Below are 6,718 nucleotides of genomic sequence, written 5' to 3'. Positions count from 1 at the left end.
GCCGCCGTCGCTGGGCATGTCGAACCCGTCGGCGTCGACGGTTTGAGCGGGACGCGCCTGGCGTGCCGGCGCCTGGGCGACAGGCTGCGATTGGCCGACCGGCGCCTGCGGCACCGGCGCCGGCTGCGAAGCATCCGCCGACGGAATCTCGTCCGGCACGACCGTATCGGACGGCGTCGACTTCCATGTTCCGGGCAGCGGCCTGACCGGAACGCCTTCATGCGCGGCGACCATGAATTCGTGCCAGGCCTGCGCCGGCAGCGCGCCGCCGGTCACCTTCTTCATCGCGCTGCCGTCGTCATTGCCGAACCACACGCCGGTGGTGAGGTTGGCGGTGTAGCCGACGAACCAGGCGTCGCGCGAATTCTGGCTGGTGCCGGTCTTGCCGGCCGAGGGCCAGTTGAAGGCGGCCTTCTTGGCGGTGCCGATCTCGACGGTTCCCGTCATCATCGAGTTCATCATGCCGACGATATCGGCCTTGATCACGCGCGCCGCGCTGCCGCCATTGTTCTCGTAAAGCACCTTGCCGCTGGCTGTGGTGACGCGGCGGATGAAGTGGATATCCGGCTTGTAGCCGCCATTGGCGAAAGGCACATAGGCCGCGGTCAGTTCCAGCGGCGTCACTTCCGAGGTGCCGAGCGCGATCGAGGTGTTCGACTGCAGGTCGGACTGGATGCCCATGCGATGCGCCGCCTCGACCACCGCGTCGGGCCCGACTTCCATGGTGAGCTGCGCCGCCACCGAGTTCAGCGACTTGGCCAGCGCCGTCGCCAGCGTCACCTTGCCATAGTACTTGCCGCCATAGTTATCCGGCGTCCATTTGCCGATCTTGATCGGAGCGTCGTTGCGCACGCTGTCCGGCGTGCGGCCGGCTTCGAGCGCCGCCATATAGACGAAGGGCTTGAAGGCCGATCCCGGCTGCCGCCGCGCCTCCGAGGCGCGGTCGAACTGGCTGGTCGAATAGTCGTAGCCGCCGACCATGGCGCGCACGGCGCCGGAATCGTCGATCGACACCAGCGCGCCCTGCGTGACGTTGAGCTTCTTGCCGCTTTCGTCGATCAGCCGGCGGATCGACTGCTCGGCAAGCTTCTGCAGCGTCAGGTCCACGGTGGTGTCGATGACGATGTCGCCGCGCACATCGCCGATCAGGTCGGGCAGCTCCTCCATGACCGTATCGGCGACGTAGTTCTCCGAGCCGGTCCAATAGGAGGGCGAGCGCGTCGCCGGCGCGCTCAGCGCCACCTTGTATTCCTTGTCGCTGATCTTGCCTTCCTCGCGCATGGCGGCGAGCACGAGCTGCGCGCGTTCTTCAGCCGCCTTCGGATCGCGCGCCGGCGACAGCCGCGATGGCGCCTTCAAGAGGCCGGCGAGAAGCGCTGCCTCCGAGAGCGAGACATCGCGCGCGCTCTTGCCGAAATAACGCCGCGAGGCGGCTTCCACGCCATAGGCGCCGGACCCGAAATAGACCCGGTTGAGGTACATTTCGAGGATCTGGTCCTTGCTGTGCTTGTGCTCCAGCCAAAGCGCGAGCAGCACTTCCTGCACCTTGCGCTCCAGCGTGCGATCGGGTGTCAGGAACAGGTTCTTGGCAAGCTGCTGCGTCAGCGTCGAGCCGCCCTGCGAGAAGTGGCCGCCGAGAACGTTGGTGACCATGGCGCGCGTCAGCCCGATCGGGTCGATGCCGAAATGCGAATAGAAGCGCCGGTCCTCGATGGCGACGACGGCCTCGGGGATATAGGGCGACATTTCGTGCAGGCCGACGGCCTCGCCGCCGCTCATGCCGCGATTGGCGATGAGCTGGTCGTCGACCGAGACGATCTTGATGTTGGGCGCGCGGTCGGGGATCGACCAAGTCGTCGCCGCCGGCATCTTGGCGCCGTAATAGACGACGACGCCGGCCATCGCGATGCCGCCCCAGATGCAGAGCACGAAGCACCAGTAGAGCAGCCGGCCGAAGACGGAAACCAGCCCGCGCCGGTTGCGGTCGCGACCGCGACGCGAGGATTTCGCCTTGGCGGATTTGCGTTTTGCTGCGGATTTGCGATTTGCCGGCACGACGCGATCCTCCTCGCTGACCGAGAAGCCATCGGAGGATTTCGCCTGCGGCGAGCCCTCGAAGCTCGGTTCGATGCGACTGTCTCTGCGGTTCGCCATGCGCTGCGCTTGCTGTCCCCGGTGCCGATGGCGCTCGGGTTGCAGAGTAGATGCGGCGGTTTAAAGGCGCGTTAAATTAGCGGCTGACCAGCCGTTTGAAATTCCTTGCGAATTTCTTAATCCGTTACCGCGCGTTACCGCTCTGTTCGCGGCGCTTAAAGCCGAGCCTCGGCGAAGCGATCGGCGGCTTCCAAAACGGCGCGATCATGCTTCTCTGCCGTCTTGGTCCTGGTGTGCCCAGCGACCTTGCTGGATTGGTCCAGCCTAGCGCCCGACGCCCTGCCTTTCCGTGACACCAGACGCGCGCAGATCGCGAGCCCACAAGGTCACCGGCAGGGCTCGCAGCGTTCAGCGCGCTGGCATCGAGGATGCTTGGCCTTCAGGCTGCGCCGGTGCGTCAGCGAAAGTCGCGTGGGGTAGGTCTGGCGAAACCAGTCCGTACGCATCAAAATGGGCAATGCCCAGCGCATCGGCCTTGTCGGTTACTGTGACAAGACGAACAGGATATAAAGCTGTCTGGCAGCGGCTGGTCGAGGTAAGCTTGCCGTCATGAAACCGATGAACGAAGAGCACCTTGCGGTTCTACGCAGGCACATGGTTGAGATGATTGCGATCCATGCCGACCTTGCAAGCGAAGAACTCGGCAAGGCAACGCTCGATGAGCGGGTGATGGCATCGATGCAGCGGATCCCGCGACATCTCTTCGTGCCAGCTGCGGTCGCGCCTTATGCCTATCAGGACATGCCGTTGCCGATCGGCTTCGATAAGACCGTCTCGCAGCCCTTCATCGTCGCTCTGATGACCGATCTCCTTGCTCCCCAACCGCACGAGGCAGTGCTCGAGATCGGGACTGGCCTAGGCTATCAATCCGCGATCCTGGCGGAACTCGCAGGACAGGTTTGGAGCGTCGAAATCATCGAGGAATTTGCAAGCCATGCCGAAGCTCTGCTGCAGGGCCTTGGCTTCTCGAATGTCGCTATTCGCGTCGGAGACGGGTCTCGCGGCTGGCCCGAGCACGCCCCGTACGACAAGATCCTGGTTAGCGTGGCGGCTGAGCGGACGCCGCCGGCTTTGCTGAAACAGCTCAAGCCAGGGGGACGCCTTGTTCTGCCTTTGGCGTCTGAAGAGGCACAGTTTCTGACCGTCATCGACAAGAATGCGGCAGGGCAACTCGAGACTCGGAAAGTCATCCCGGTTCGGTTCAGCCGGCTAGAAACTGTCTAATGAGGCGCACGACTGGTGCGACTTCACTTTTGTGACCATCAGCCGGGTGCAAGCAGCTCCGCGCTCTTCTCGTCGCAGTCCTCCGACTGTCAACCCCGATCCTCGTAGAACTCAATGGGGAGACCGTCGGGGTCTGCCACGAAAGTAAACGAACGTCCCGTGTGTGGGTCTACGCGGATAGGCTCAACGTCGACGCCTCGTGCCCGAAGCAACCGGGCTGTCGCCTCTACTGAGTCCACCGAGAATGCTACGTGTCGTAGTCCGCATGCCTCAGGCCTGGTCGGCCGGCTGGGTGGCATGGGAAAACTGAACAATTCGATCTGGACAGGACCATGCCGCAAGTCGCACTTCCAAGATTGTTTTTCGGCGCGCCAATTTTCGTCGATGATGACGAAATCGAGTTTATTGTAGAACTGCTTCGACAGCTCGTAGTCGCTGCAGATGATTGCAATATGATGGATTCCTAGAAGCAACGAACTAACCCCACATGAGCATGGACAAGCCTGACGCCGCAAATGGTAGCAGGCTTGAAGCGCAAAATGGGCCGGTACTGCCGGCCCATCCTCAATCAATCCTCCTCAACGGGTTCCGGGATCACATCCGGTTGGTCTTGCCGTCCAACCCGGTCGGCGACGAGCATCGAAAGCATCATCTCGACAAGGCCATTGGCGGCCCCCTTCTCGCCGCCGGTAGTGCCGATCTGGATCTGCGGCACGAGCGGCAGCCTGCCATTCTCGATCGCCTCGGCGAAGCGCATGAGAACCTGCGAGTTGAGCTGATAGTCCGGGCCGCCGAAGGCCGCGACCTTCTTCTCGGTGGCCTCGGCCTCCGCCAGACCGATGGCGCGCACCTTCTCGGCCTCGGCAAAACCGGTCGCCTTGATGCGCTCGGCATCGGCAAGCGCGACAGCCTTGATCATGTCGGCCTCGCCCTGGCCGGCGAGGCGCACCTTCTCCGCCTCTGCCTTGGCAGTGACCTGAATGGTTTCCGCCTCCTGACGGGTGCGGGCGAGTTGCGCCTTGCCCTCGTTCTCACTGATCTCGATGGTAAGTGCCGACGTCGTGATCTTGGCTTGCTGTTCGGCGAGCGCCTCCTTCTCACGCAACGTGCGTTCCTGAGTGGCCGCCCTCTCCTGCAATTTATAGGTCTCGACCTTTTCGACTGCAATCTGGCGCTCGCGCAGCTGGATCAGGATCTGCTCTATGCTGTTCTGGCCATTGGCGGCACGGGGCGTACCAATCAACACTTCCTGCAGCTCGAGGCTGTAGGAATTGAATTTTTCGCGCATCTCCTCGCCCGATTTGCGCTGGATATCGCTACGCTCCTGCAAGAGCTGGATCAGCGTCTTTGTCTGGGCGATATTCTTGAAGTAAGCAGAAACCATCGGATCGAGCGTTTGTTCGACCAGCCGCTTGATGTCACCGAAACGCTGCACCACGAGCGGCGCCTTCATATAGTCGATATGCACGACGACTGAGAGCGGCAGCACAGGCTCGAACGCATCCTTGGTGATCAACGACACTTCAGACAGGTTCTCGTCCAGCCTGTGTTCGCCAAACTGCTCCTTCGTCCATTTGAGCACGAAGTTGGTGGTCGGCACGGTGATGATATTGCCGGCATAGGTGTTGAACGCATACTTGCCCGGCAGCAGCGGCGTTGACCAGACACCGCGTGCGCCGATTTCGACCAGCTCGCCGTGACGGTATGCCTGCCCGGATATATCCGCGCCGTGGCGGCCGTTATAGGAGACGACGACACCCACCGTGCCAACGTCAATGATCGTCTTCTCGACCAGTTCGACGGTCGCGAAAATGCGATTGAGGAAGTAGCTACCGTCGGCCAGCACCTGGAGCTGCCGGCCACGGTAGCCACCGGCATTGAGAAACTTCTCCGGGTCCTGAAAATTGTTGTGGAAGTTCGGGTCGTTCGGATCGTTGGCGACGGTCGGTGCGATGATCTCGCCGTCCGGTAGGGCGGGACCGTCATGGATGGTGACGATACCGATCATGTCCTCGGCATTATGGATGACGACTGGCTCAAAGCCGCCCCGCTCCGAGATCATGCTGGACATATTGGTAAAAAGGTTTTGTTCCGACGAGCTCAAATTAACGGCATAGATCGACTGGGCGGTGAGCACGACGAATTGTGCGAGATTGATGGCATAGGTGCCTTCACGCAAGATCTTGCGTTGCGGTCCTTTCTGTCCGCCTTTTTCGAGAAAGGCGCGCACATCCTGGAAATCATCGGCATCGGTGTTGGAAGCAAGTGTTTGCGTCGGAGGCAGCGGCTTGCCATCACGGGCAAAGACATAGCCGATCTGACCCTGCGGGATGGTGACAAGATTGGCGCGATGCATCGAATATTGGAACGGCATGAAGAAATGCAGGCCACCGCGCACGACTTCCGGCTGGTAGCCTGCCTCGCGGTTGAGCGCTATGAAGCCGTTGCTAACGGAGCCGCGAAAACTCCATAGTTTTTCTAAGATGCCGAGCCTGTCGTTTGGGATGTAGCGAACCACGCCACTCCACCAGAACAGGATTGCCAGCACGATGACTGGCACGGCTACCTCGATCGCCATCCATTTCATTGCGTCGAGATATTGTAGGGCTTCCATCTCTTCTCTCCTAAGGCGCGCGCGGGTTCGTCCACCCGACGGCCACCCGGCTGGTGTTGATTGAAAAAGCGGGGAGATTGCGCACCCAAACGTTCGACGCACTAAGGGCGTGTCGAACGTTTGGGCTGCTCATTGTATGGGAAAATGACCGCGCATCCCGAGTCCCCCGTGAAGAGAGGCGTGGCCGTGAGAGATCTCACATCGGTGTTGCCTTGATAGACATAACGACAAATGACGTAGGAATCGCGCCTACAGGTTTAAAGATATTCCGCGCGGAAATCTAATAAGTATTTCCAACGCTTTTGCTATTTCGAAAGCGCGGTGGTTGGCTTTTACAAATTGGCAAGAGCGCGAAATGGCGCTCTTGACGGGTTAGAACCGTCGGCCCGCTCCTGCTCTGCAGATTGAGGTCACCGACCAGTAACGGTCAACAACAAAACAATCACTTACCTTTAAAGGCGCGTTAAGTCGGGAAAATCGAAGCGCTTGAAAATCAAATGCTTGATGATCGCACGATGCGGCCGATTTCACGGTCGCATCATGGTGAGGCCTCAGTTCTGCTGGATCGAAATGCCCTTGTCGTCGATCTTGAGTTCCACGCCTTTCGGCCTGGTCTGCTCGCGATAGATGTAGACGCCAAGGGCGATGACCACGACGGCCAGCGCGCCGATGATGAGATAGAGCAGGTTCTGTTTCATGGCCCGCCCTTGATGCACACACCGAGCA

4 protein-coding genes are annotated in these 6,718 nt (G+C 60.7%); 1 reads left to right on the top strand and 3 read right to left on the bottom strand.

Annotated features, from left to right (window positions below; all coding sequences use genetic code 11):
• The coding region (locus EOA29_RS20605; protein ID WP_145969723.1) for a transglycosylase domain-containing protein at window positions 1-2,154 on the bottom strand (2,154 nt) is incomplete at its 3' end.
• 549 nt (window positions 2,155-2,703) lie between these two features.
• On the opposite strand from EOA29_RS20605, the gene EOA29_RS20600 reads away from it, so the two are divergent.
• Window positions 2,704-3,378: a protein-L-isoaspartate(D-aspartate) O-methyltransferase gene (locus tag EOA29_RS20600; protein ID WP_126091909.1), complete on the top strand. Its 675-nt coding sequence runs from the start codon at window positions 2,704-2,706 to the stop codon at window positions 3,376-3,378.
• A gap of 89 nt (window positions 3,379-3,467) precedes the next feature.
• Here the strand turns inward: EOA29_RS20600 and EOA29_RS20595 are convergent, their stop codons facing one another.
• Window positions 3,468-3,851 carry a VOC family protein gene (locus EOA29_RS20595; RefSeq protein ID WP_126091908.1) on the bottom strand — a complete coding sequence of 128 codons (384 nt, stop codon included), beginning with the start codon at window positions 3,849-3,851 and terminating at the stop codon, window positions 3,468-3,470.
• 95 nt (window positions 3,852-3,946) lie between these two features.
• Complete coding sequence (locus EOA29_RS20590) at window positions 3,947-5,992, bottom strand: flotillin family protein (protein ID WP_126091907.1); 2,046 nt, start codon at window positions 5,990-5,992, stop codon at window positions 3,947-3,949.
• Window positions 5,993-6,718 lie beyond the last annotated feature (726 nt).

This window comes from Mesorhizobium sp. M1E.F.Ca.ET.063.01.1.1 (assembly GCF_003998155.1).
Lineage (GTDB): Bacteria > Pseudomonadota > Alphaproteobacteria > Rhizobiales > Rhizobiaceae > Mesorhizobium.
Note: the sequence above shows the minus strand (reverse complement) of the source record. Positions and strands in the feature narration are given on the sequence as shown.

Coding starts and splice junctions, on each gene's coding strand:
- EOA29_RS20600 (WP_126091909.1), top strand. CDS start 2,704: ATGAAACCGATGAACGAAGAGCACCTTGCGGTTCTACGCAGGCACATG.
- EOA29_RS20590 (WP_126091907.1), bottom strand. CDS start 5,992: ATGGAAGCCCTACAATATCTCGACGCAATGAAATGGATGGCGATCGAG.